General features: G+C 63.0%; 23 protein-coding genes and 1 tRNA gene. 11 read left to right on the forward strand and 13 right to left on the reverse strand.

The window, feature by feature from the left end; genetic code table 11:
- Positions 1 to 302: 302 nt before the first annotated feature.
- The 8 genes from BZL41_RS20640 to BZL41_RS20670 all read right to left on the reverse strand — a co-directional run bounded on the left by BZL41_RS20640 (position 303) and on the right by BZL41_RS20670 (position 7,795).
- A complete protein-coding gene (locus BZL41_RS20640) occupies positions 303 to 803 on the reverse strand; it encodes a DUF4411 family protein (RefSeq protein WP_095601009.1) in 501 nt (166 codons plus the stop codon).
- Positions 800 to 1,936 (reverse strand): ImmA/IrrE family metallo-endopeptidase, encoded by a 1,137-nt coding sequence (locus tag BZL41_RS20645; protein WP_095601010.1) that lies wholly within the window; start codon positions 1,934 to 1,936, stop codon positions 800 to 802. Before BZL41_RS20645 ends, BZL41_RS20640 begins: the two co-directional genes overlap by 4 nt.
- A 316-nt stretch (positions 1,937 to 2,252) precedes the next feature.
- The gene (locus tag BZL41_RS28195; protein WP_143518137.1) at positions 2,253 to 2,735 is read right to left on the reverse strand and encodes a hypothetical protein; all 483 of its coding nucleotides are present in this window, start codon (positions 2,733 to 2,735) and stop codon (positions 2,253 to 2,255) included.
- Positions 2,736 to 2,905: 170 nt separating this feature from the next.
- Positions 2,906 to 2,981, reverse strand: a tRNA-Phe gene (locus BZL41_RS20650).
- Between the two features lie 91 nt (positions 2,982 to 3,072).
- On the reverse strand, positions 3,073 to 3,345 hold the full coding sequence (locus tag BZL41_RS20655; RefSeq protein ID WP_095601011.1) for an oxidative damage protection protein: 273 nt from the start codon (positions 3,343 to 3,345) through the stop codon (positions 3,073 to 3,075).
- Positions 3,342 to 4,409 (reverse strand): A/G-specific adenine glycosylase, encoded by a 1,068-nt coding sequence (gene mutY, locus BZL41_RS20660; RefSeq protein WP_095601012.1) that lies wholly within the window; start codon positions 4,407 to 4,409, stop codon positions 3,342 to 3,344. The genes BZL41_RS20655 and mutY overlap by 4 nt, the downstream gene beginning before the upstream one ends.
- Entirely contained in the window at positions 4,406 to 6,631 is a 2,226-nt protein-coding gene (locus tag BZL41_RS20665) for an AsmA family protein (RefSeq protein ID WP_095601013.1), read from the reverse strand. The genes mutY and BZL41_RS20665 overlap by 4 nt, the downstream gene beginning before the upstream one ends.
- Before the next feature lie 60 nt (positions 6,632 to 6,691).
- Entirely contained in the window at positions 6,692 to 7,795 is a 1,104-nt protein-coding gene (locus BZL41_RS20670) for an NAD(P)/FAD-dependent oxidoreductase (protein ID WP_095601040.1), read from the reverse strand.
- 115 nt (positions 7,796 to 7,910) lie between these two features.
- Between BZL41_RS20670 and BZL41_RS20675 the strand changes: the two genes are divergently transcribed.
- Both BZL41_RS20675 and BZL41_RS20680 read left to right on the forward strand, forming a co-directional pair.
- Positions 7,911 to 8,189 carry an Hsp20/alpha crystallin family protein gene (locus BZL41_RS20675; RefSeq protein WP_095601014.1) on the forward strand — a complete coding sequence of 93 codons (279 nt, stop codon included), beginning with the start codon at positions 7,911 to 7,913 and terminating at the stop codon, positions 8,187 to 8,189.
- Positions 8,190 to 8,300: 111 nt separating this feature from the next.
- Positions 8,301 to 9,518 carry a sterol desaturase family protein gene (locus tag BZL41_RS20680; protein WP_095601015.1) on the forward strand — a complete coding sequence of 406 codons (1,218 nt, stop codon included), beginning with the start codon at positions 8,301 to 8,303 and terminating at the stop codon, positions 9,516 to 9,518.
- On the opposite strand, the gene BZL41_RS20685 is transcribed toward BZL41_RS20680, so the two are convergent.
- Complete coding sequence (locus BZL41_RS20685; RefSeq protein WP_095601016.1) at positions 9,515 to 9,913, reverse strand: acetyl-CoA sensor PanZ family protein; 399 nt, start codon at positions 9,911 to 9,913, stop codon at positions 9,515 to 9,517. The two genes, BZL41_RS20680 and BZL41_RS20685, sit on opposite strands and share 4 nt — an antisense overlap.
- A gap of 121 nt (positions 9,914 to 10,034) precedes the next feature.
- Here BZL41_RS20685 and hisB point away from each other — a divergent pair, with 121 nt between their 5' ends.
- The 7 genes from hisB to BZL41_RS20720 all read left to right on the forward strand — a co-directional run bounded on the left by hisB (position 10,035) and on the right by BZL41_RS20720 (position 15,630).
- Entirely contained in the window at positions 10,035 to 10,628 is a 594-nt protein-coding gene (gene hisB / locus BZL41_RS20690) for an imidazoleglycerol-phosphate dehydratase HisB (RefSeq protein ID WP_084335868.1), read from the forward strand.
- Entirely contained in the window at positions 10,628 to 11,266 is a 639-nt protein-coding gene (gene hisH, locus BZL41_RS20695; RefSeq protein WP_095601017.1) for an imidazole glycerol phosphate synthase subunit HisH, read from the forward strand. Before hisB ends, hisH begins: the two co-directional genes overlap by 1 nt.
- Before the next feature lie 84 nt (positions 11,267 to 11,350).
- Positions 11,351 to 12,094 carry a 1-(5-phosphoribosyl)-5-[(5-phosphoribosylamino)methylideneamino]imidazole-4-carboxamide isomerase gene (hisA, locus tag BZL41_RS20700; RefSeq protein ID WP_084335866.1) on the forward strand — a complete coding sequence of 248 codons (744 nt, stop codon included), beginning with the start codon at positions 11,351 to 11,353 and terminating at the stop codon, positions 12,092 to 12,094.
- Positions 12,095 to 12,151: 57 nt separating this feature from the next.
- Positions 12,152 to 12,922, forward strand: coding sequence for an imidazole glycerol phosphate synthase subunit HisF (hisF, locus tag BZL41_RS20705; RefSeq protein WP_095601018.1), 771 nt, complete (start codon positions 12,152 to 12,154; stop codon positions 12,920 to 12,922).
- 259 nt (positions 12,923 to 13,181) lie between these two features.
- The gene (locus tag BZL41_RS20710) at positions 13,182 to 13,919 is read left to right on the forward strand and encodes an ABC transporter substrate-binding protein (RefSeq protein ID WP_095601019.1); all 738 of its coding nucleotides are present in this window, start codon (positions 13,182 to 13,184) and stop codon (positions 13,917 to 13,919) included.
- Positions 13,920 to 14,026: 107 nt separating this feature from the next.
- Positions 14,027 to 14,782: an ABC transporter substrate-binding protein gene (locus tag BZL41_RS20715; protein ID WP_095601020.1), complete on the forward strand. Its 756-nt coding sequence runs from the start codon at positions 14,027 to 14,029 to the stop codon at positions 14,780 to 14,782.
- Positions 14,783 to 14,874: 92 nt separating this feature from the next.
- Entirely contained in the window at positions 14,875 to 15,630 is a 756-nt protein-coding gene (locus BZL41_RS20720) for an ABC transporter substrate-binding protein (protein ID WP_095601021.1), read from the forward strand.
- Positions 15,631 to 15,663: 33 nt separating this feature from the next.
- Here BZL41_RS20720 and BZL41_RS20725 read toward each other — a convergent pair whose 3' ends face one another.
- The 4 genes from BZL41_RS20725 to gpmI form a co-directional block, all read right to left on the reverse strand.
- The gene (locus BZL41_RS20725) at positions 15,664 to 16,395 is read right to left on the reverse strand and encodes a divergent polysaccharide deacetylase family protein (protein WP_095601041.1); all 732 of its coding nucleotides are present in this window, start codon (positions 16,393 to 16,395) and stop codon (positions 15,664 to 15,666) included.
- Between the two features lie 42 nt (positions 16,396 to 16,437).
- Positions 16,438 to 17,781, reverse strand: coding sequence for a S41 family peptidase (locus tag BZL41_RS20730; protein ID WP_095601022.1), 1,344 nt, complete (start codon positions 17,779 to 17,781; stop codon positions 16,438 to 16,440).
- A gap of 30 nt (positions 17,782 to 17,811) precedes the next feature.
- The gene (locus BZL41_RS20735; protein ID WP_095601023.1) at positions 17,812 to 19,068 is read right to left on the reverse strand and encodes a murein hydrolase activator EnvC; all 1,257 of its coding nucleotides are present in this window, start codon (positions 19,066 to 19,068) and stop codon (positions 17,812 to 17,814) included.
- Between the two features lie 136 nt (positions 19,069 to 19,204).
- A complete protein-coding gene (gene gpmI / locus BZL41_RS20740; protein WP_095601024.1) occupies positions 19,205 to 20,740 on the reverse strand; it encodes a 2,3-bisphosphoglycerate-independent phosphoglycerate mutase in 1,536 nt (511 codons plus the stop codon).
- Positions 20,741 to 20,877: 137 nt separating this feature from the next.
- On the opposite strand from gpmI, the gene BZL41_RS20745 reads away from it, so the two are divergent.
- Positions 20,878 to 21,291: a rhodanese-like domain-containing protein gene (locus BZL41_RS20745; protein WP_084335858.1), complete on the forward strand. Its 414-nt coding sequence runs from the start codon at positions 20,878 to 20,880 to the stop codon at positions 21,289 to 21,291.
- A 1-nt stretch (position 21,292) separates the two neighbouring features.
- On the forward strand, positions 21,293 to 21,559 hold the full coding sequence (gene grxC, locus BZL41_RS20750) for a glutaredoxin 3 (protein WP_095601025.1): 267 nt from the start codon (positions 21,293 to 21,295) through the stop codon (positions 21,557 to 21,559).
- The last annotated feature ends 45 nt before the right edge of the window (positions 21,560 to 21,604 follow it).

A 21,604-nucleotide genomic window follows, 5' to 3' on the forward strand; every position in this document is an offset into this window, starting at 1 on the left:
CTCACGCGCCTGCCGACGCAGAAGGCCAGCGCCCTGGCCGAGCTGCTGCCGCACAACTGGGTGCCCGCCGGCAAGGTGTGATGCCCGTTCGCTTACCACTAAGCTCGGTGTTGGTAGATTTTTAAGGCGCAAAACAAAAGCCCCGAAACTTTGCAGTTTCGGGGCTTCGGCATTCATGGTGCCCAGGGACGGAATCGAACCGCCGACACTGGCTGAAGACCTGTAAACCCGCTCTGAAGCAACTCCTTGGGGAGCTTGTAGGGCGTGAAGTGTACCCGGTGCGTGTACCCACGCCCAGAGGTTTAATGTTGTGGCAGCACGAATTGAGCGTCCAGAGCGTGGAGTAGCTCGAACGTATTCATATAAGGGACCTGAAAGTGCTTGCAGACATTGGGGATAATAAATTTCCGCTTCACTTCCAGGTTTAGGACCTCGTGGGTGACCACGGTGGCTCCTGTGCACATGGCTTTGGCGATAAGCCACGGGTCTGCCCCAGACAGAAATTCTTCCAATGCTCCTGGCTTCATGTTGGGGGACAGTTGGGCTACATGCGCGGCGACATCAATGTAGGCAGCCTGTGTCTGCTCATCGCTAATGGTGTGGAAGAAAGCCGGGTTATTGGCAGTCCATTCCGCCAACTCGTCTTTGCCTTTGGCTATCTCGTCCATCACTGATGTAATGCTGGCTAACTCCAGTGCTTGGTTCTGCAGGAGCAACCATTGCCAGAATGCAGGGCAGAAGGCCATGCCGTAATAGCGGTTCTTGGCTTCGATTAGAGTGTTCGCGTCGAGTAGATGCTTCATTCCGTGAGCTTATTGGCGAGAGTCCTTAACTTGGCCGGCTGCACACCCAGGATGAATCCCGCGTCGCGCAATAGAAGTCGGCCGCTCAGTGCTTCGTTTAGTACTGCTCTACTTAGGCGCGCGCTATTTTTTGCAGTCGCGTTCCTGTAGTAGTCGCCCATGCCACCTTCTTTGTCCTGAAAGTCCTTGAGGACGCGTCGATAATAGGCGCTGTATTGGTGCTGAGTAATGTACTCAAGGTCAAGCGCTCGACGGCCTATAGCCAGCTTGCTGAGATGGAAGCGCGTGGACATGGGGGCAAGATTTTCTTCCCAGGAAATTTGAGCATTCCACGCCGCTCGGAATAGGTCTTCTGGGGCAAGGAACTCACCTGCCACAGCGTTGCAGAAGCGCTCTTCTGCTCTGCCAGCAGCGGTATTTCCATCAGAAACACCACTGCTACCGATCCAGATATGCGCAAGCTCATGCATTAGCGTAAAAAGGCGCGCGGTTGGTGCATCGGCGCTGTTGATGAAAACGACAGGTGCGTACGCATTGCTGATAGCAAAGCCGCGAAACTCATCAACCTCTAATTTACGGTGAGTGTTCCCAAGGGCAATGCCGCTGCGCATTACCAAAACTCCGACATCTTCTGCTGCCTTGATGAGTGCGCGGCTGTATTTGTCGTAATCAAGCCGTGCAGCGTCAGGGTTAACCCCCAAGGTCGCGCGCATGTCGGCTACAACTGCCTTTACTGGAGATTGCGGTGTAAATCGGCCAACGAAGGGCAGCTCTTCACGTTGTTGGTCTTGAAGATATTCAAGGTACCAGTCTTGCTTGCGTATGGCGTCTTTCACAGTGTCCAGCAGATTAAGGCTGGGCCGCTCGGGAGCGATTCCTCGTACGGTTCTCAGGTCCGGTAGAGGAAGCTCTTCTGCTGGAGGCTTTGGAAGAAAGAGAAAGCCAAAAGGGATATGAGCAACATTTGCCCACTTTTGAGCCTGCAAGAACGTAGGTTTTGCCTCTCCTGCTTCCCATTTTTTGACGCTCTCAGGTTTGACGGGAAGCTTTTTAGCGACCTGCTCAGCAGACAGACCTGCACGTTCGCGGGACCACGTCAGAATGGTCGGATTTACCAAGGCTGCTTGGGTCATGGCATTACGGACGAGTAGAAGAGATAAGTAGGGCTTTTGACAGCATTGCCAGTAAATGTGCTTGGCCTTACTCGATCATAGCTATCTGGCATGGCCCTTCTCCTTGGCTCATCTCAAAGCGCCCTCTTGGGGGCGGTGAACTTTACGTTATTTGTAGGTGACGCGTTCGTCAATGTGATGGATGGTCGCAAGCCTATCCCCGCTTGTAGAGGCGGCGAGGTCCACCAAAAATTTCAAGGGGCATGTAACTGATGATCGCTCCGGCTATTTCCCCATTACTGGTGCTTCTATCGGCATACTCAGTGCGGTTGCATGGTCATCGTGATAGCGCTTGAAGGCTATCTCCGAGAGCTCCAGTGTTTGGCAAGGAACGCCTCTCGAAGGCTGAGCCATGGGCTGCCGGGGGGAGGTTGTGTCGAGACAGTTCTTCAGAAATGACGTTGTCGAGGCTCGCCATACGGCTTGATCCGAAGTCGCGCCGCTTCAGCATGTCCCTCGCTTTCCCTGCGCCAAAGCACGAGGCCAGTGTTTCTACATCGTCATCCGTGCAGATGAGCCATTGCTCAAAATTGCCTGATTGCTCGGAATTCTCAAGCTCACGCTTTGCCCACCATGCGGCCATCTGTACGGCATCACGAGCACTTGGTTGGCAGCCGCCCTGATTCTGAAGGCGCGCTCGGCCAAAGAGCTCTTCGGATCTGGTCCACTCTGCTGCGAAGCGGGTCTTGGCTTCGAGTCGGCAGGTCGTCTCAAGGCTGCGCTTGTAGAACTCGCCGAATTGGGGGAGTTGGGGCTTCACGTCCTTCGGGACGCGGCGGCGAATGTAGTAGATGCCGCTTCTTGGGTCTTTCCAGGGGGGGCCATAAACGCCATCGTGTACCCGCCGTGTGCACTCAAGTGGGGCGGGCTACAGCTCCTCCAGAAAGACGAAGCCCCCGAAACCTCGCGGAATCAGGGGCTTACATGTCATGGTGCCCAGGGACGGAATCGAACCGCCGACACGGGGATTTTCAATCCCCTGCTCTACCGACTGAGCTACCTGGGCAACGGGGCGCCATTAAACGGATTTGGCTTCGCAGTGTCAAGCGAGGCGAAGAAATTTTTTCAGGCTTGACGGGCGGTTACGTTTGTCGGTCTCACTGGCTCGGGGGTACGTAGCCTTCCGCCTGGGCGTATTCCTGGCCGGAAAGGAACTTGTCCATCTCCTGCTGGAGGAACTTGCGGTCCTCGGCGTTCATCATGTTCAGGCGGCGTTCGTTGATGAGCATGGTCTGGTGCTTCTGCCACTCGTCCCAGGCTTTCTTCGACACGTTGTTGTAGATGTCTTCGCCCTTGGCGCCGGGGTAGGGCGGGCGGTCGAGGCCGGGGAGGTCTTCGTTGTATTTGCGGCAGTGCACGGTGCGGGTCATGACATCTCTCCTGCATTCAACTCATCGGCGGCGCGCTTGAGCAGTTTTTTCACCGGTGCGGCGAGGCCCAGGCGCGGCGGGGTGGCGAGGTTATACCAGAGCCAGTCGGCCTCGGCCACGGCGGGGGTGGCAGTGTCTACCCGGACCAGCCAGGGCTCGATGGCCAGTTGGAAGTGACTGAACGTGTGAGTCAGGCCGGGCAGTTCGCGGCGCTCGCCGAGGCGCAGGGCGTGTTGGGCGGCGAGCGGGGCGAGGGCCTCGAGGTCGTCGAGTTCCGGCAGGCTCCAGAGTCCGCCCCAGAGCCCGCTGGAGGGGCGCCGGTAGAGCAGAATGGCACCTTCCCGGTTGGCCAGCAGGGGCATCAGGGTGCGTTTCTGCGGCAGTGCTTTGCGCGGTTTCGCCGCAGGGAAGTCGCTTTCCCGACCCAGCAGGTTGGCTCGGCAGCCGCTGCGCAGTGGGCAGAGCAGGCAGCTCGGCTTGCTGCGGGTACAGAGCGTGGCGCCCAGGTCCATCATCGCCTGGGTGTAGTGGTTGACCCGCTCGTAGGGGGTGAAGCGTTCGGCGGCGTCCCAGAGCTGGCGGGCCACCCTGGGTTCGCCCGGGTAGCCTTCCTGGGCGAGGTAGCGGGCCAGGACTCGCTTGACATTGCCGTCGAGGATGGGCGCACGCAGGCCCATGGACAGGCTGGCGATGGCGCCGGCGGTGGAGCGGCCGATGCCGGGCAGTTCGGCAAGCTGCTCGACGTCGCGCGGGAATTCGCCGTCGTGGCGTTCGACCACGATCTTCGCCGTCTTGTGCAGGTTGCGGGCTCGGCTGTAGTAGCCGAGCCCGGTCCACAAATGCAGCACTTCGTCTTCTTCCGCAGCGGCCAGCGCCTGGACGGTGGGCAGGGCGGCCATGAAGCGGTCGAAGTAGTCGAGCACGGTGCTGACCTGAGTCTGCTGCAGCATGATCTCCGAGACCCAGACCCGATAGGGGGTGATGCCCTGTTGCCAGGGCAGGTCCTTGCGGCCGTGGCGGTCGTACCAATCCAGTACCGCCGCGCCGAATTGCTCGGGTGTCATCGCTTGAACAGGCCCTTGAGTGCGTCTTTGAGTTCCGGACTGACTTTGTCGCCGAGTTTTTCTTCCAGCTTTTCGCTGATCTTGTCGCCGGCCAGCTTGGCGGCGATCTTGCCCATGCCGTCCTTGTCCAGACGGCAGGCCTTGGCGCCGAGTTCCAGCGGGCCACGGCAGTGCAGCGGCCATTCCAGGCCGACGTAGCGTTCGTTGACCTGGCAGGCCGGGTCTGGCATGGCGTTCTTGTCGCCTTCGATGACGATGCCGACGCGGTAGTCCATGCCCAGGACTCGCAGGTCCACGTCGCCGTTGCCGTTGACGGTCAGGCCGGGGATGCGGGCCTTGAGGTCCGGGTTGTTGGCCACGCCGTTGCGGAACACCAGGTTGCCCTTCAGCTCTTCGAAGGGAGTGTCCTTGCCGCGCGGCTCGCCGCTCAGCGACTTGCGGTTGAGCGTGGCGATGCCCTGGCAGAGCTGCTGTTCCAGGTTGGCGTCTACCAGTACGCCGTCGTTCAGGACGAAGCTGGCGTTGCCGTTGAGGGCATCCACCCAGGCCTTCTGGCTGTTGCCGCTGGTTTTGATGTCGGCGGTCATGTCCAGCAGCCCCTTGACCGGCGGCTTCTCGCCCTGGGTCTGGATCAGTTTTTCCACGGGAATCCGGGCGACGCGTTTCTGCACGCTCAGTTGCGGTACCTGCTGACGGACATCGAGCTGTCCCTTGGCTTCGAAGGTGCCGTTGTAGAGATTGCCGCGCATGTCTTCGAGGTTCAGCAGGCCGCCCTTGCCCTTGGTTTTCAGGGTGGCGTTCTCGATGGGCAGCTTGTTCAGGGTGAGCTGGGCGAGGCTGAGGGTCGCCTCGACGTCGAGTTTGCGCAATGGCTCCAGCGGCAGCACCGGTTCTTCGCTCCAGGCCTGCTGGGTCGGTGCCTTGGGCAACGGCGTGGTGCCGCTCTGGCCGGCGCTGGCGACGGCTTCCTTCACTTCGGTCTTGCGTGCGGCGCTGGCGCCTTCGGCTTCCTTGGACTTGGGCGGCAGGTAGCGGTCGAGGTCCAGACGGTCGCCCTTGAGTTGGACGCGCAGGGCCTGCTTGGCGAAGTCGGCGATGGCGATGCGGCCAGTGAAGCTGCTGTCGTCCAGTTTCAGGTTCAGCTCTTCCAGGGCCAGGCTGGCCGGGGTGCCGTTGAGGCGCGCGACCAGCTCAGCCTTGCCGAGAGCATCGGCGTCGGCCATCGGTGGCAAGGGTTGGCCAATACCTTCGAGGAATTCGCGCAGGTTGAATTGGGCGATGGATAGGCCGCCGGTGAGTTTCGGCTCCTTGTCCAGGTCACGAACCTTCAGTTCGCCGAGGCCGCGCAACTGGTTGGCCGAGAGTTTCAGGCTGTTCCATTCGGCGACCTGGGCGGCGAGGTCGGCCAGCAGCTCGCCCTGGGCGCCGAAGGTGAGGGTCTTGCCTTGCAGCGGCTCGCCGGAAACCTCGCCGGAGAGCTTGGCGTTTTCCAGTTGGTAGCGCTTGAGCGCGCGGTCGAAGCGCAGGTCGCCCAGCAGTTCGGTACGGGCGCGTATCACAGGCTGGTTGGTGCCGAAGAAGGCGCTGAGCTTGAGTGGAATGCTGCTGCCCTCACGGATGGCGCCAGTGGTGAGTTCGATGCCTTCGGCGCTGAATTGCTGGCCCGTCTTGGCGTCCTGGTAGTCGATCCGGGCGTTGTTCACGGTCAGGCTGTCGATGTCCAGCTTGATCGGTTGCGCCGGTTTTTCCTCGACCGGTTCGGTGGGTTGCGGCGCGGGCTGCGTTTCCGCCGGTTTCCCGGTGGTGGTGCTGGCCTGTGCGGGACGGCCGATATCTTCCCAGTTGCCACGGCCTTTTTCGTCGCGGCTGAGGGTCAGGTTGAGGCCCTCGATGCGGATGTCGCTCATCTGCACTTCCTTGCGCAGCAGCGGCAGCACGCGGACCGACAGACCGATCATCTGCAGGTCGGCGAACGGCTTGTCCGGTGTGGCGGCGCTGGCCAGGGTGGTCTGGTGCAGTTCGAGGCCGAGCCAGGGGAACAGGCTCCAGCCGATGTCGCCATTCAGGGCCAGTTCCAGGTTGGCCTTGTCGCGGGCGATCTGGCGGATCTCGTCCTTGTAGTCGTTGGGGTCGAACAGGTGGGTCAGGGCGAAGCCCAGTGCCACGACGATCAGTAGCAGACCGAGGAAGAAGAGGCCCAGGATCTTGCCAAAGGCTTTCATGGACGAGTCCTTGTGTGAGTGCAAAACAATCGAAGGCGAGGAGTATAGCGCTCCGGGCCCTCACGAACCGCCGATCCGCTCGGCGATCGCGAGGCTGGCTGTCAGGCCCGGCGATTCGATACCGAACAGGTTGATCAGGCCGGGGAGGCCATGATCGGGTGGGGTTTGGATGAGGAAGTCGGCGGCCGGTTCCCCGGGGCCGGAGAGTTTCGGCCGTATGCCGCTGTGGCCGGGGCTCAGGCGGCCTGGGTCGAGGCTCGGAAAGTAGCGGGCGATGGCTAGGGCGAAGGGCTCGCGCAGGGCTTCGTCCACCGTGTAGTCGAGGGCATCGAGATAGTGCACGTCCGGGCCGAAGCGCAGTTGCCCGCCCATGTCCAGGGTGGCATGGATGCCGAGCCCGGCCGTGTTGGCCTCCGGCATCGGGTAGATCAGGTGCTGGAACGGCGAGCGGCCGGAGTAGCTGAAATAGCGGCCCTGGCACAGGTGCAGCGGCGGTATCAGGTCGGCGCGCAAGCCTTCGGTTCGACTCGCGAGTTGCTGGGCGAATAAACCTCCGGCGTTGATCACCTGTTCGGCACGCAACTGAAATGGTTCGCCGCTGCTGACGCCTTCTACGATCCAGCCATCAGGGGCTTGCCGCAGGCGTTCGACGCGGGTATCCAGCACCAGTTGGGCACCGCGATTTTCCGCGGCGGCTAGGAGCGATTGCAGGTAGTGGTGGCTGTCGATGATGCCGGTACTCGGCGAGAGCAGGGCCGCCACGCCGCGCACGGCCGGTTCGAGGCGCTCCAGTTGGTCGCGTTCGAGCGGCTGCAGGTCGTGGACACCGCAGGCATCGGCATTGGCGGCCAGGCTTTCCAGTTTGCTGCGCTCGGCGTCTTCCACGGCCACCAGCAGCTTGCCGATGCGCCGATGGGGCACGCCATATCGCTCGCACCAGGCGTAGAGGCGTTCGCGGCCCTCCAGGCAGAGTTCTGCCTTCAGCGAGCCGGGTGGGTAATAGAGGCCGGCGTGGATCACTTCGGAGTTGCGGCTGGATGTGTGGCTGCCGATCAGTCTTTCCGCTTCGACGATCAGCAGGCTGCGCGAGGGCGAGGCCAGGCGCGCGGCACAGGCCAGGCCAAGGGCGCCGGCACCGATGATGAGGGTGTCGATACTGTCCATTCGGTAGTCGGTCATGGTTCTTTCGCTTGATGCAGGTCAAGGCCCCCCGGTGTCTTACGCATAGCGTTGAGAGGCGGCCATCCCGGCCGTTTCGAGTCCAAAGAGGAGGCCCGTCATGTCGCTTACCCGTTGGAATCCGCTGCGTGAATTCGATGATTTCTTCAACCATTATCCACGCCTGCTCGGCAAGAATTTCCCTTCCCTCAGCCAGGAGATGATGACCGCCACCGACTGGGCGCCGGCGGTGGATGTCAGTGAAACGCCAGAAGCCTACCTGATCAAGGCCGAGCTGGCTGGCGTGAAGCGCGAGGACATCCAGGTCAAGGTGGATGGCGGTCAGCTTTGCCTGCGTGGCGAGCGTTCGCCGCGCTCGCGGGACATCAGCGTCGAATGATGCAGCCGCCGGCCGGTTGGCGTCATGGGCCGGTGAATCTGGCGGCTTCGGCAGGCGGAGGAGGGAGCATCGGCGTTAGGCTCGAGGGACAAGAACGACGGAGCCTGTCCCATGAACGTCGCCGTACTCGCCTTTCCGCTTTACGTTCTGCTGATGCTGCTGGAGCTGGCCTATGAGCGCCATGCCGGCCGGCACACCTACCGCCTCGCCGATGCGAGCACCAGTATCAACACGGCGGTGCTGCGGGTACTGCAGGAAGGGCCGCTGCGGCTGCTGTTGATCGTTCCTTATGCCTGGCTCTACGAGCATGTCCGCCTGTTCGAGCTGGATGCGGCGTCGCCGTGGGTATGGCTGGGTGGCTTCGTGGCGGTGGACTTCTGTTTCTACTGGGCCCATCGCAGCCTGCATCGCTACAACCTGCTGTGGGGCGCGCACCAGCCGCACCATTCCAGCGAAGACTTCAACCTGTCCACGGCCTTGCGCAAAGGCGCCTTCCAGCCGGCCTTCGACTGGCCGTTCTATCTGCCGCTGGCGTTGCTCGGCGTACCGCTGCCGCTATTCCTGGTGCTGCTCGGCATCCAGTTGGCCTATCAGTTCTGGATTCATACCCAGCATGTCGGCCGCCTGGGTTGGCTGGAGCGGGTCTTGGTCACGCCCTCGCTGCACCGCGTCCATCATGGGCAGAACGCCTGCTATATCGACCGCAACCATGGCGGCGTCTTCATCGTCTGGGACCGGCTGTTCGGTACCTTCGCCGAGGAATCCGAGCCGGTGTGTTACGGTGTGACAACGCCGGTGCGGACCTTCGATCCGATCCGGCTGCAGTTCTCCTGGTGGCGCCTGCTCTGGGACGATGCCCGGGCGACCCGGCGCTGGTGGGACAAGCTGCGTCTGTGGTGGATGCCGACGGGCTGGCGGCCGGCCGACGTGCTGTGCCGCCCTTGGCCGAAGATGGGCGAGGAAAAATTCGCCGAGCGTTACCCGCCCGGTCTACGTGGTTATGCCCTGGTGCAGTTCGTTGCGATCAATGCGCTGGCGCTGGGCTTTCTCGCCAGCGTCGCGCGGGCCGCGTTCTGGGAGCCTTGGCTGCTGGCGTTTTCGATTCTCGCAGGTTGTGTCGGCCTCGGCCTGCTGTTCGAAGGCCATGCCGGCGCAAGAGTGGTGGAGATCGCCAGGTTGACGGGCATGGCGCTGCTGGCGTTGGTGTGGAGTCTGTGGCTGACGTCGGGCCAGCAGGCCTGGGGGCTTGGGTTGGCCGGCTTCTGTGTGGTCAGTCTGTTCTGGTTGCGTGGATCGAGGGGAAAGCCTTCGGCGCTGGGCCAACGCTAGAGCGATTCCATCGGTAATTGCAGGCGCGCCGCCAGCGCCTGGCTTTCCAGATGACCGTCCGGGGCCGCCAGATGCAGCGGCTTACCCGCCTCGAACGCCAACCGCCGGGCTTCGTCGAGCAGGCGCCGGCCGACGCCACGGCCGCGCGTGACCCGGCGCACGCAGAGATGGGACAGGACCCAGCGATCCGCGTACTTCCGCAGGCGGCCGGCGCCCAGCAGGCGGTCATTGAATCGACCGGCGATAAACGTACCGTCATCCAGGCAGGCAGCGATCAGGCTACCGGTATCGGCATGGGGGACGATCAGCCAAGCCGGCGCATCGGCGTAAATCTTCGCCAGGTCGGCGCGATCCTGTTCGCTCGGGGCACTGACGGCTTCGACGATCACGGGCATGGGCGGGCTCCTCGGCTGGGGGGTGAAGTGTAAACCCGGCCGACCGCCGCCGGTAGCCGCGCCCCCGGCCTCGCGCCTATAATGGCGGCCTTTTCCCCTTGAGTTTTTCGTGGAGCTGGTGATGGCCGAACGTACGGCATCCGTCGAGCGCAACACCCTGGAGACCCAGATCAAGGTCTCGATCAACCTGGATGGCACCGGTAAGGCGCGCTTCGATATCGGCGTACCCTTCCTCGAGCACATGCTCGACCAGATCGCCCGTCATGGCTTGATCGACCTGGACATCGAGTGCAAGGGCGATCTGCATATCGACGACCACCACACCGTGGAAGACGTCGGCATCACCCTGGGCCAGGCCTTCGCCAAGGCCATCGGCGACAAGAAGGGCATCGTTCGCTACGGGCATTCCTACGTGCCGCTGGATGAAGCGTTGTCCCGCGTGGTGATCGATTTCTCCGGCCGTCCCGGCCTGCAGATGCACGTACCCTTCACCCGTGCGGTGGTCGGCGGTTTCGACGTGGACCTGTTCCAGGAGTTCTTCCAGGGCTTCGTCAACCATGCTCTGGTTACCCTGCACATCGACAACCTGCGCGGGCACAACACCCACCACCAGATCGAGACGGTGTTCAAGGCGTTCGGCCGCGCGCTGCGCATGGCGATCAGCCTGGACGAGCGCATGGCCGGGCAGATGCCCTCCACCAAAGGTTGCCTCTGATGCAGACGGTTGCTGTCATCGACTACGGCATGGGCAACCTTCACTCGGTGGCCAAGGCCCTCGAGCACGTGGGCGCCGGCAAGGTGCAGATCACCAGCGATGCCGCCGTGATCCGCGAGGCCGACCGGGTGGTGTTTCCCGGCGTCGGCGCGATTCGCGACTGCATGGCGGAGATTCGCCGGCTCGGCTTCGACACGCTGGTCCGCGAGGTGAGCGTCGACCGGCCGTTCCTCGGCATCTGCGTGGGCATGCAGGCCCTGCTGGAGCACAGCGAAGAGAACGGCGGGGTCGACTGCATCGGCCTGTTCCCCGGACAGGTGCGTTTCTTCGGTAAGGATCTGCACGAGGACGGTGAGCACCTCAAGGTGCCGCACATGGGCTGGAACGAGGTCCGGCAGGCCGTCGACCACCCGCTCTGGCACAACATCCCGGACATGGGCCGCTTCTACTTCGTACACAGCTATTACATCGAGGCCGGCAATCCGCGCCAGGTCGCCGGGCGCGGGCATTACGGCGTCGATTTCGCCGCCGCGCTGGCCGACGGTTCGCGCTTCGCCGTGCAATTCCACCCGGAAAAGAGCCATACCCACGGCCTGCAACTGCTGCAGAACTTCGCCGCCTGGGATGGACGCTGGTGAGCAGCAAGCTTCAAGCGGCAAGCCACAAGCTTGATGCGTGCCTGCTTGCAGCTTGCCGCTCTTTTTGACGTTAGGAAAAAAGCAATGCTGATTATCCCCGCTATCGATCTGAAGGACGGCGCCTGCGTACGTCTGCGCCAAGGCCGCATGGAAGATTCCACGGTGTTCTCCGATGACCCGGTGAGCATGGCCGCCAAGTGGGTCGAGGCCGGTTGCCGGCGTCTGCACCTGGTCGACCTGAACGGTGCCTTCGAAGGGCAGCCGGTGAACGGCGAGGTAGTCACCGCCATCGCCAAGCGCTATCCGGAACTGCCGATCCAGATCGGCGGCGGCATCCGTTCGCTGGAAACCATCGAGCACTACGTCAAGGCCGGGGTCAGCTACGTGATCATCGGCACCAAGGCGGTGAAGCAGCCGGAATTCGTCGGCGAAGCCTGCCGCGCCTTCCCCGGCAAGGTCATCGTCGGCCTGGATGCGAAGGACGGGTTCGTCGCCACCGACGGCTGGGCGGAAGTCAGTCAGGTGCAGGTCATCGATCTGGCCAAGCGCTTCGAGGCCGATGGCGTTTCGGCGATCGTCTACACCGACATCGCCCGCGACGGCATGATGCAGGGCTGCAACGTCCCGGCCACGGCGGCGCTCGCCAACGCCACGAAGATCCCGGTGATCGCCTCCGGCGGCATCCATAACATCGGCGACATCCAGGCGCTGCTGGACGCCAACGCCCCCGGCATCATCGGCGCGATCACCGGCCGTGCGATCTACGAGGGCACCCTCGACGTCGCCGAGGCCCAGGCGATCTGCGACCTGAAATACAAAGTCGAGTAACGCCGCTACACGCGCAAGCTCAAGCACGATGGCCCGTCGTGCGATTCGGAGAACAGCATGGCCCTGGCAAAACGCATCATCCCCTGCCTCGACGTCGACAACGGTCGTGTGGTCAAGGGCGTGAAATTCGAGAACATCCGCGATGCCGGCGATCCGGTCGAAATCGCGCGCCGCTACGACGAGCAGGGTGCCGACGAAATCACCTTCCTCGATATCACCGCGAGCGTGGACGACCGTGGTACCACGCTGCATACCGTCGAGCGCATGGCCAGCCAGGTGTTCATTCCCTTGACTGTCGGTGGCGGCGTGCGCACCGTGCAAGACATTCGCAACCTGCTGAATGCCGGTGCGGACAAGGTGTCGATCAATACCGCGGCGGTGTTCAACCCCGAGTTCGTCGGCGAGGCCGCTGCCCGTTTCGGTTCGCAGTGCATCGTCGTAGCCATCGACGCGAAGAAGGTCTCCACGCCGGGCGAGACGCCGCGCTGGGAAATCTTCACCCACGGCGGGCGCAAACCCACCGGGCTGGATGCCGTGGCCTGGGCGAAGAAGATGGAAGACCTCGGTGCCGGCGAGATCCTGCTCACCAGCATGGACCAGGACGGTATGAAGAGCGGCTTCGACCTCGGCGTGACCCGTGCCATCAGCGAGACGGTCGGTATTCCGGTGATCGCCTCGGGCGGGGTTGGTAACCTCGAGCATCTCGCCGCCGGTATCCTCGAGGGCAAGGCCGATGCGGTGCTGGCCGCGAGCATCTTCCACTTCGGCGAATACACCGTGCCGGAAGCCAAGGCCTACCTCGCCAGCCGCGGTATCGTCGTGCGCTGAGCGTTCTGCGGGCGGCCGCGCTTCGGAGCGGTCGCCTGATTTGCGTCAAGGCCCACCCGGCCTGCCTCGTTACTATCCTGCCGACAGCGTACCGGTCAGAACCTGGCCGTCTATTTCGCTGCTGCCCGCACATATTAAATGTGTTGTTGTAAGCGACATTCCTGTGCGGTAGTCCACAAATGGATTCGGTGTTATCGGCTAGATTCCGCCGCCGCGCTTGTCCTCACATTTCACTCCCACTCTGCGACATGGAGTCCCTATGCCTATCTTCCGGCTACTCGCCGCCGTCTGTCTGTTCTGCCTGGCCGCTCCCCTGCGGGCCGAGTCCCTGGTCCTGCTCACCGAGAATCTGGCGCCCTTCAACATGGCGGCCAACGGCAGCAATTTCGCTCGCGACGAGGGCATCCAGGGCATCAGTGCCGATACGCTGCGCGGCATGTGCCGGCGCGCGGCGGTCGAGTGCCAGTTGATCCTGCGGTTCCCCTGGGAGCGCGTCTATCAGCAGGCGCTCGATGAGGCGGGCTACGGCATCTTTTCCACCGCACGGACGCCGGAGCGGGAAAACCTATTCAAGTGGGTCGGCCCCATCGCCAGCAACGACTGGGTGCTGTTCGCCCTGCCGGACAGCCCGATCCAGCTCAACAATCTCCAGGATGCCGCGCGTTATCGCATCGGCGGCTATAAGGATGACGCCAAGAGCCGCTACCTCACCGACCGTGGCCTGACCGTGCAGACCGCCCTGCGCGACAACGAAAACGTGCGCAAGCTGATGAAGGGGCAGATCGACCTCTGGGTTACTGCCGACCCCAACGGGCGTTACGTGGCGAAGCAGGAAGGTCTGGATGGACTCAAAGTGGTGCAGCGCTTGTACACCGCCGAGCTTTACTTGGCGCTGAATCGCGATACGCCGGACGAGCTGGTTCAGAAGTTGCAGAAAGCCTTGGACGAGATGCGGGAAGCGGGGGAGTTGCAGACGATCAAGGCACGCTATCTTTAGAGAAGGCCGATGGCCTGGCGCCATTTTTTCGCCATTATCACTGGGCTAGGATGGTGGCGCTGGGTATGCTGCATGTCTCCTTTTCAAAAAAGAATGCGAAATAGATCATGTGTAAACGCTTTCTGTTGGGGCTCGCTTGCATCGTTTTGGTGCTTGCAGGCGCTGCCCATGCTGAGGTGGACCCAAACTACGAGGTGGTGCTGCTGACGGAAAACTTCCCGCCTTACAACATGGCGACCAACGGTAAGAATTTCGCGCAAAACGAGAACATTTCCGGCATCGCTACGGAGATCGTTCGTGAGATGTTCGAGCGTGCGGGTGTGAAGTACAGCCTGACTCTACGTTTTCCCTGGGACCGCATCTACAAGCTAGCCTTGGAGAAGCCCGCTCACGGCGTGTTCGTGACCGCGCGGCTGCCGGAGCGAGAGGAGTTGTTCAAGTGGGTAGGGCCGATAGGGCCGGACGATTGGGTGATGCTGGCCAGGGCGGACAGCCCCATTACGCTGGCCAGCCTGGCGGAAGCCAAGGCCTACCGGGTCGGCGCCTACAAGGGCGATGCGATTGCCGAATACCTGCAGGAAAACGGCCTGGAGCCGATCACCTCACTGCGTGACCAGGAGAACGCCCACAAGCTGGTGCGTGGGCAGATCGACCTCTGGGCCACCGGCGATCCCGCCGGGCGCTATCTGGCACGCCAGGAAGGTGTGTCCGGGCTGAAGACCGTATTGCGTTTCGACAGTGCCAAACTCTATCTGGCGCTGAACAAGGAGGTACCGGACGAAGTCGTGGCGAAATTGCAGTCCGCACTGGACGGGTTGCGCGCCGAGGGCTTCGTCGATGGTGTCTTCGACCGCTACCTGTAAGTGGGCCGGCTGCCACCGGCCTGGGCCAGGATGGGCCGGATACACCCCAAGGGATGGTGACAATCAAAACAACGATGGGGAGCGCTGCAGTCATGCTGAAACTGTTGAAAAGGGCCGTTCTGCTGGGTTTGGTGATGGGGGCCAGCGTGGCCCGTGCCGAGTTGCCGCCTGACTACAAGGTGGTGCTGCTGACGGAAAACTTCCCGCCTTTCAACATGGCGGTGGACGACAAGAACTTTGCCCGCGACGAGGGTATCGACGGGATCAGCGCCGATATCGTTCGCGAGATGTTCAAGCGGGCCGGCATCAACTATACCCTCAGCCTGCGCTTCCCCTGGGACCGCCTGTATCGTCTGACCCTCGAAAAGCCGAACTACGGTCTTTTCTCCACGACTTTCACGCCCGAGCGCGAGCCGCTGTTCAAATGGGTGGGGCCGTTGGGGAGCACGTCCTGGGTATTGGTCGCGGGGCCGGATAGCAAGATCAATGTCAACTCGCTGGAAGAGGCCGCCAAATTCAAGATTGGCGCCTACAAGAACAACGCGGTGACGCAGCACCTGGAAAGCAAGAACATTCCCATGGTGGTTGCCTTGCGCGACCAGGAGAACGCCCGCAAGCTGGCCAAGGGACAGATCGACCTGTGGGCCACCGATGATCCTGCTGGTCGCTACATGGCCCGCCAGGAAGGGATCAGCGGTCTGCGGATTGTCATGACGTTCAACAAGGCCGAGCTTTACCTGGCGCTGAACAAGGACACGCCGGACGAAGTGGTACAACGTCTGCAGAAAGCGCTCGATGAGCTGCGTGCCGAAGGCTTCGTCGACGACATCACCAAGAACTACCTCTGACCGATCCCGATCGGGTTCCCGACAGGGAGCCCGTCAGCGGTAGATGCCCGCCTTCCCGTGCGCAGCCATTGCCCGATTGCCGCGCACGGCGATCATCTGCCTGATCTCTATCCATTCGATACCCTGTGCGGCGAGCCGCGGCAGCTCGCGTTCGAGCACGGCCAGGGTGGACGGGTAGGGGTGCCCGATCATCACCGCCGATCCCTGCCGGCGTGCCAGTTCGACGGCTCGCTCGAACTGTCGGGCGATGGCTTCGGGTGACGGATCGTCATCGAGGAAGATATCGCGCGACAGGCTGGCCAGGCCAATGCGCTGGGCTTCGGCGGCGGCGTGGGTGCTGGCGCTGGTCCGGCTGTCGAGAAAGAACAGATGGCGGCGCTGCAGTTCGTTCATCAGTCCGGCCATGGGCGGTATATCGGCAGTCATCCGGCTACCCATGTGGTTGTTCAGGCCACGGGCATGGGGCACGGCACGCAAGGCGGCCTCGATGCGCTCGAAGCGCTCGGCGGCCGGCTGTTCGGGGTGCCAGGAAAAAGGCCCTTCGGCAGGGTCCATGGGCAAGTGCAGCATGACCGTCTTACCGGCGGCGTATGCCTCCCGGGCCAGTTCGGTGGCGTGAGGTGTGTCCGGCAGGATGGCCATCGCCACGGGGCCGGGCAGGGCCAGGACGCGGCGGTCGCGCGTCAGGTTCTGGCCGAGGTCGTCGATGACCAGGCTGAGCCGGGCGGAATGACTTCGGGGCGCCGAAGGCTGGGCACAGGCCATTGCCGCGCCCAGCAGCAGTAGCAGCGCCCAACCCCGCACCGGTTATTCGCCGCGGGTGACGCTCAGGCCTTTCAGCAGGTTGAGGGCTTGCCCCAGCTGGTAGTCGTCGTCCTGCGGACGCGGGTCCTTGCTGCGCTCCTTCTGCTTGCTGCTTGGCCTGTCCTCGCCGCCGTTACCGTTGCCGAGGTGCCCTTGCAGGTCCGCTTCGCGGAAGTTCTCACCGTCCTGTTCGCGGGTCAGCTTGGCGCGGCCGACTTCGATGTCCGGCTCGATGCCCTGGGCCTGGATCGAGCGGCCGTTCGGCGTGTAGTAGAGGGCGGTGGTGAGCTTCAGGCCGCGGTCGTTGTTCAACGGCAGGACGGTCTGCACCGAGCCCTTGCCGAAGGTGTCGGTACCCATCAGCACGCCGCGCTTGTGATCCTGGAGGGCGCCGGCGACGATCTCCGAGGCGGAGGCACTGCCGCCGTTGATCAGCACCACCAGCGGCACGCCTTCGCTGGCGTCGGCCGGGTCGGCGGAGAAACGTAGCTCGGAGTTGGCGATACGGCCCTTGGTGTAGACGATCAGCCCCTTGGTGAGGAAGTGGTCGGAGACCTCTACGGCCGCCTGCAGCACCCCGCCGGGGTTGTTGCGCAGATCGAGGACCAGACCGTTGAGTTTCTTGCCGCCGTTGTCCTTTTTCAGCCTGGCGAGGGCCTTGCCGACTTCTTCGCCGCTGTTGATCTGGAACTGGGTGATGCGGATGTAACCGTAGCCCGGTTCGAGCAACTGGCTCTTCACGCTCTTGACCTTGATCACCGCGCGGGTCAGCTCGACGTCGAAGGGCTTGCCGCCTTCGCGCACCAGGGTCAGCGTGATCTTGCTGCCGGGTTTGCCGCGCATCTTTTCCACCGCTTCCATCATCGACAGGCCCTTGGTCGGCTGGCCGTCGATCTTGACGATGAGATCGCCGGCCTCGATGCCGGCCTTGGAGGCAGGGGTATCGTCGATCGGCGAAACGACCTTGATGAAGCCGTCTTCCACGCCGACTTCGATGCCAAGACCGCCGAATTCGCCGCTGGTGCTTTCCTGCAGCTCGGCGAACGCCTCCGGCTCGAGGTAGGCCGAGTGCGGGTCGAGATTGCTGAGCATGCCCTTGATGGCGTTTTCCAGCAGGGTTTTGTCATCCACCGGCTCGACGTAGGCAGCCTTGATACGGTCGAGCACCTCGGCGAAAGTGCGCAGCTCGTCGAGCGGCAGCGGTGCCTTGTTCTGCGCGGGGACCGCCTCGGGGGCCGGTGCCGTGGAGGCCGGCGGCTCCTGGGCCCAGGCGTTGCCGATGGCAACGCCCAGCGTCAATGCCAGGGCGAACGAGGTGGGGCGGGCAAAACGGCGCACTTGCGGCATGTTCAACTCCAAAGGGTGATGAGGGGCGCGCTATCCTTGCGCACGACACCATAAAGCGGGGTCGCTGGGGCGGCCCTGCTGGCGAATGGCGAAGTACAGCGCGGGCGTATTCTGGCCGCCGCTGGTACCGACGGTGGCGATAGGCTCGCCAGCCTTGACGATGTCTCCGGCATCTTTCAAGAGGCTCTGGTTGTGCCCGTAGAGGCTCAGATAACCATTGCCATGGTCGAGAATGACGAGAAGCCCCGCGCCGCGCAACCAGTCGGCGAACACCACGCGTCCGCCGTGGACGGCGCGTACCTGGCTGCCGGCCGCGGCGCCGATCAGAACGCCGTCCCACTTGGTTCGAGCGTCGCTGCCGCGCGGAGTGCCGTAGCGGGCGACGAGACGGCCATCCACCGGCCATGGCAGCTTGCCCTTGGCCTGGGAGAAGGGGCCGCCGTAGCTGGTGCCGGCGCTGGACACCAGAGGGCCGTCGGTCGGGGCCGGGCGACCGGGGCGTGACTGTTCCTGCTGCTGGCGCCGCTGCTCGGCGAGTGCGCGCTGGCGGGCTTCCTCGGCTTCCCGGGCCTGGCGTGCCAGGGTTTCCTCGATGGTCTTAAGCACCTGGGCCAGTTCGGCCTGCTCCTGCTGGCGGGCTTTCAGCTTCTGGCCGCCAGCGGAGTATTCGCGGTTCAGCTTGGCCAGTGCCTGCTGGCGCTCCTGGCGTACCGCCGCGAGCTGTTCGCGGCGGCCGTCGAGGGCGCTGCGCTGCTCCGAGAGCTGGGCCTGCTGGGTGGCGATGTCGTTTTCCACATTGGCCAGTTGGCGCAGGGTTTCGTTGAAGGTTTCGAGCTGCTCCAGCCGCGCTTGGCTGAGGTAGTCGTAGTAGGTAAGGGTGCGCGAAAACTTCTCCGGCTCCTGCTGGTTGAGCAGCAGTTTCAGGTATTCCTGGCGACCGCTCTGGTAGGCGGCACGGGCCTGGATGCCGATCAGTCGTTGTTGCTCAAGGCGCGCGTCCTGGAGTTTTTTTTTCTCCTGGTTGAGGCGCTGGATCTCGTCCTCGCTCTTCTTCAGCTCGTTTTCAAGGCTCTTGACCTGCTTTTCCAGCTCGCCCATTTCGGTTTCGGTGGAGCGCAGCTCTTTCTGGACGCCGGATTTCTCCTGCTGCAATTGCTCGAGCAGCTTCTTCAGTTCGGCGACATCCTTGCGCGCCGCCTCCAGTTGCTGCTGAGTTTCGGCGCGTTGGTCGGCAATGGCCTGGTTGAACAGGCCGGCAAGAACAACGAGGGCGAGGGCGCGGAGCATGGCGTGCGACACCGGGGGAGAGGAATCGGCCCTAAGTATGCCTAAAAATTCGGCGTCGGGCTGCAAGCCATGTCGGCAATCCGAGCGCCTGGCGGCGATGGGCCGCCAGGTTGCCGAATGGCCCGCAGCGCCGGGCTCAGTCCAGTTCGACGATCGAGCGACCGGTCATTTCCGACGGTTGCGGCAGGCCGAGCAGCTTGAGCATGGTCGGCGCCACGTCGGCCAGCACACCGCCTTCGCGGATGTGCAGCTTGCGCTTGCCGACGTAGATGAACGGTACCGGTTCGCAGGTATGCGCGGTGTGCGCCTGGCCGGTGGTTTCGTCTTCCATCTGCTCGACGTTGCCGTGGTCGGCGGTGATCAACGCTTCGCCGCCCACCTTGTCCAGCGCGTCGACGATCCGGCCCATGCAGGTATCCAGGCATTCGACGGCCTTGACCGCCGCCTCGAAGACTCCGGTGTGGCCGACCATGTCGCCGTTGGCGTAGTTGACCACGATCACGTCGTAGCGCTGCTGTTCGATGGCTTCGACGATGCGGTCGGTGACTTCCGGCGCGCTCATTTCCGGCTGCAGGTCATAAGTGGCGACCTTCGGCGACGGGATGAGGATGCGTTCCTCGCCTTCGAACGGCTCTTCACGGCCGCCGGAGAAGAAGAAGGTGACGTGGGCGTATTTCTCGGTCTCGGCGATGCGCAGCTGGGTTTTACCGTTCTTCGCCAAGTATTCGCCGAGTACGTTGGTCAGCGGTTCCGGCGCGAAGGCGCAGGGAGCCTGGATGCTGGCGGAATACTGGGTGAGCATGACGAAGCCGGCCAGGGGCGGTACGCGGCTGCGCTCGAATTCTTTGAATCCGGGCTCGACGAAGGCGCGGGTCAGCTCGCGGGCGCGGTCGGCGCGGAAGTTCATGAACACCACGGCGTCGCCGTCCTCGACCCTCACCGGCGAGCCTATGGCGGTGGCCTTGACGAACTCGTCGCTTTCGCCGCGCTCGTAGGCGGCATTGAGGCCGTCGACCGCCGTGTCGGCGAGGTGCTCGGCCTTCCCATCGACGATCAACTCGTAGGCGGCCTGGACGCGGTCCCAGCGGTTATCGCGGTCCATGGCGTAGTAGCGGCCGATCAGCGAGGCGATGCGGCCCTTGCCGAGACGGGCGAAGGTGGCGTCGAGCACTTCTATGTAGCTCTGCGCGCTCTTCGGCGGCGTGTCGCGGCCGTCAAGGAAAGCGTGCAGGTAGATTTTCTCGGCGCCGCGCTTGGCCGCCATCTCGGCCATTGCGGCCAGGTGGTCCTGATGGCTGTGCACGCCACCATCGGACAGCAGGCCGAGGATATGCACCGCCTTGCCGGCACTGACGGCCTTGTCCACCGCGGCGACGATGGCCGGGTTGTCGAAGAACTCGCCGTCGCGGATCGCCTTGGTCACGCGGGTGAAGTCTTGGTAGACGACACGGCCGGCGCCGAGGTTCATGTGTCCCACTTCGGAGTTGCCCATCTGGCCGTCCGGCAGGCCGACGTCCATGCCCGAACCGGAGATCAGACCGTGCGGTTGTGTGGCGCGCAGGCGGTCGTAGACCGGGGTGTTGGCGGCATGAATGGCGTTGTATTCGGGGCTGTCGCTGTGACCGAAGCCGTCCAGGATGATCAATACCAGAGGTTTGGGCGTCGCAGTCATGGGGTCGACTCTTGAGGGGTGGTCGAAAAGGTCGGCATTCTAATGTCTGACACGGTTGGCGTCACGGCTCATCAGGGTTCAGCCAGCATCGGGGCCTGTGTATACTGGCCGGCATTTTACCGTCCTGGAATCTATCGATGGTCGCCAAGCTGATTGAATTTATCTCTCATCACTATGTGCTCAGCAGCCTGTTCCTTGTGTTGCTGGTGCTCCTGATCATCACCGAGCTGCGCCGTGGCGGCCGGAGCCTCTCCACTCGCGAACTGACCGCGTTGGTCAATGGCGAGCAGGCCGTGGTGTTGGACGTGCGCGCGAAGAAGGAGTTCGATGGCGGGCACATCGTCGACGCCTTGAACATTCCTTATGAGAAGCTGGTCAACCGCATAGCCGAGCTGGAAAAGCACAAGGCCAAGACCATCATCGTGGTCGATGCCATGGGCCAGCACGCCGGCACCGTCTGCCGCGAGCTGAAGAAGGCCGGCTACACGGCCGCCAAGCTGTCCGGTGGGATTGCCAGCTGGCGGGGAGACAACCTACCGCTGGTGAAGTGATATGTCCAAGATCGTTATCTATACCACCGCCTGGTGTCCCTATTGCATCCGCGCCAAGCAGTTGCTGAACCACAAGGGCGTTTCCTTCGAGGAAATCCCAGTCGACGGCAAGCCTGACCTGCGTGCCGAGATGGCCCGCAAGGCGGGACGTACCTCGGTGCCGCAGATTTGGATCAACGGTGCCCATATCGGTGGCTGTGACGATCTTTATGCGCTGGAGCGCGCCGGCAAGCTGGATGCGCGTCTGGCGGAAGCTGCCCAATCCTGACTCGGGGGCTTTCCGCCCCCTCTCGCAACGCAAGACAAGAAGGCT

Origin of the sequence: Pseudomonas sp. PIC25 (assembly GCF_002286785.1) — a bacterium.
GTDB lineage: Bacteria > Pseudomonadota > Gammaproteobacteria > Pseudomonadales > Pseudomonadaceae > Pseudomonas_M.

Excerpts from the sequence above, each read along its gene's own strand:
- hisA (WP_084335866.1), top strand. The coding sequence starts at position 11,351 with ATGCTGATTATCCCCGCTATCGATCTGAAGGACGGCGCCTGCGTACGT.
- BZL41_RS20665 (WP_095601013.1), bottom strand. The coding sequence starts at position 6,631 with ATGAAAGCCTTTGGCAAGATCCTGGGCCTCTTCTTCCTCGGTCTGCTA.
- hisF (WP_095601018.1), top strand. The coding sequence starts at position 12,152 with ATGGCCCTGGCAAAACGCATCATCCCCTGCCTCGACGTCGACAACGGT.
- BZL41_RS20670 (WP_095601040.1), bottom strand. The coding sequence starts at position 7,795 with ATGGACAGTATCGACACCCTCATCATCGGTGCCGGCGCCCTTGGCCTG.
- BZL41_RS20645 (WP_095601010.1), bottom strand. The coding sequence starts at position 1,936 with ATGACCCAAGCAGCCTTGGTAAATCCGACCATTCTGACGTGGTCCCGC.
- BZL41_RS20745 (WP_084335858.1), top strand. The coding sequence starts at position 20,878 with ATGGTCGCCAAGCTGATTGAATTTATCTCTCATCACTATGTGCTCAGC.
- BZL41_RS20710 (WP_095601019.1), top strand. The coding sequence starts at position 13,182 with ATGCCTATCTTCCGGCTACTCGCCGCCGTCTGTCTGTTCTGCCTGGCC.
- BZL41_RS20640 (WP_095601009.1), bottom strand. The coding sequence starts at position 803 with ATGAAGCATCTACTCGACGCGAACACTCTAATCGAAGCCAAGAACCGC.
- BZL41_RS20655 (WP_095601011.1), bottom strand. The coding sequence starts at position 3,345 with ATGACCCGCACCGTGCACTGCCGCAAATACAACGAAGACCTCCCCGGC.
- BZL41_RS20680 (WP_095601015.1), top strand. The coding sequence starts at position 8,301 with ATGAACGTCGCCGTACTCGCCTTTCCGCTTTACGTTCTGCTGATGCTG.
- mutY (WP_095601012.1), bottom strand. The coding sequence starts at position 4,409 with ATGACACCCGAGCAATTCGGCGCGGCGGTACTGGATTGGTACGACCGC.
- hisB (WP_084335868.1), top strand. The coding sequence starts at position 10,035 with ATGGCCGAACGTACGGCATCCGTCGAGCGCAACACCCTGGAGACCCAG.
- hisH (WP_095601017.1), top strand. The coding sequence starts at position 10,628 with ATGCAGACGGTTGCTGTCATCGACTACGGCATGGGCAACCTTCACTCG.
- grxC (WP_095601025.1), top strand. The coding sequence starts at position 21,293 with ATGTCCAAGATCGTTATCTATACCACCGCCTGGTGTCCCTATTGCATC.
- BZL41_RS20720 (WP_095601021.1), top strand. The coding sequence starts at position 14,875 with ATGCTGAAACTGTTGAAAAGGGCCGTTCTGCTGGGTTTGGTGATGGGG.
- BZL41_RS20685 (WP_095601016.1), bottom strand. The coding sequence starts at position 9,913 with ATGCCCGTGATCGTCGAAGCCGTCAGTGCCCCGAGCGAACAGGATCGC.
- BZL41_RS20735 (WP_095601023.1), bottom strand. The coding sequence starts at position 19,068 with ATGCTCCGCGCCCTCGCCCTCGTTGTTCTTGCCGGCCTGTTCAACCAG.
- BZL41_RS20675 (WP_095601014.1), top strand. The coding sequence starts at position 7,911 with ATGTCGCTTACCCGTTGGAATCCGCTGCGTGAATTCGATGATTTCTTC.
- BZL41_RS20725 (WP_095601041.1), bottom strand. The coding sequence starts at position 16,395 with ATGGCCTGTGCCCAGCCTTCGGCGCCCCGAAGTCATTCCGCCCGGCTC.
- gpmI (WP_095601024.1), bottom strand. The coding sequence starts at position 20,740 with ATGACTGCGACGCCCAAACCTCTGGTATTGATCATCCTGGACGGCTTC.
- BZL41_RS20715 (WP_095601020.1), top strand. The coding sequence starts at position 14,027 with ATGTGTAAACGCTTTCTGTTGGGGCTCGCTTGCATCGTTTTGGTGCTT.
- BZL41_RS20730 (WP_095601022.1), bottom strand. The coding sequence starts at position 17,781 with ATGCCGCAAGTGCGCCGTTTTGCCCGCCCCACCTCGTTCGCCCTGGCA.